General features: G+C 70.9%; 1 protein-coding gene. It reads right to left on the minus strand.

Annotated elements, in window-relative coordinates:
* Positions 1-1,003, minus strand: a 1,003-nt coding sequence (locus tag ABT078_RS42565; protein WP_351237858.1) for an acyl carrier protein, incomplete at both ends; no start/stop codon positions are given.

Raw genomic sequence — 1,003 nt, forward strand, 5'->3', positions numbered from 1 at the left:
GCCGAGCCCCGTACGACCGCGAGGATGCGGTGGCCGTTGCGCCGTGCGTCGGAGAGCCGCTCGACGAGCAGCAGGCCGACGCCCTCGCTCCAGCCCGTGCCGTCCGCGGCGGCCGCGAACGGCTTGCACCGGCCGTCCGGGGACAGGCCGCGCTGCCGCGAGAACTCGACGAACGACGTCGGAGTGGCCATGACCGTGACACCGCCGGCCAGGGCCATGTCGCACTCGCCCGACCGCAGTGCGTTCGCCGCAAGGTGCAGGGCGACGAGCGACGACGAGCAGGCCGTGTCGACCGTGACCGCCGGACCCTCCAGACCGAGTGTGTACGAGACGCGACCGGAGGCGACGCTGCCCGCGTTGCCGCCGGCGAGATAGCCCTCCAAGTCCTCGGGAACACGCTGAAGTTGCGACCCGTAGTCGTGGTACATCACGCCGGCGAACACGCCCGTGCGGCTGCCGCGGAGCGTCGAGGGAACGATGTTCGCGCTCTCGACCGCCTCCCAGGCGGTCTGCAGCAGCAGGCGCTGCTGCGGGTCGGTGGCGAGTGCCTCGCGCGGGGACATCCCGAAGAATTCCGGGTCGAAGAGGTCCGCGTCGTGCAGGAAGCCGCCTTCGCGGGTGTACGAGGTCCCGACGTGGTCCGGGTCCGGGTCGTACAGGTTCTCCAGGTCCCAGCCCCGGCTGTCCGGGAACGCGCTGACCGCGTCGACGCCGTCGGCGACCAGCCGCCACAGGTCCTCGGGAGAGGACACCCCGCCGGGATAGCGGCAGGCCATTCCGACGATCGCGATCGGCTCCGTGGACGTCACGTCCGCATCCGTGTCCGCGCTCCCCCCTGTGGCTGCGACGCGACGCGTCGCAGCCTCGTCCGTGAACAGCTCCGAGGCCAGGTGCTTGGCCAGGCTGTGGGGGTTGGGGTGGTCGTAGATGAGGGTGGCGGGGAGTTTGAGGTTTGTGGTGTTGGTGAGGTGGTTGCGGAGTTCGAGGGCGGTGAGGGAGTCGA

It is taken from the genome of Streptomyces sp. NPDC002133, assembly GCF_040296405.1.
Taxonomy (GTDB): domain Bacteria; phylum Actinomycetota; class Actinomycetes; order Streptomycetales; family Streptomycetaceae; genus Streptomyces.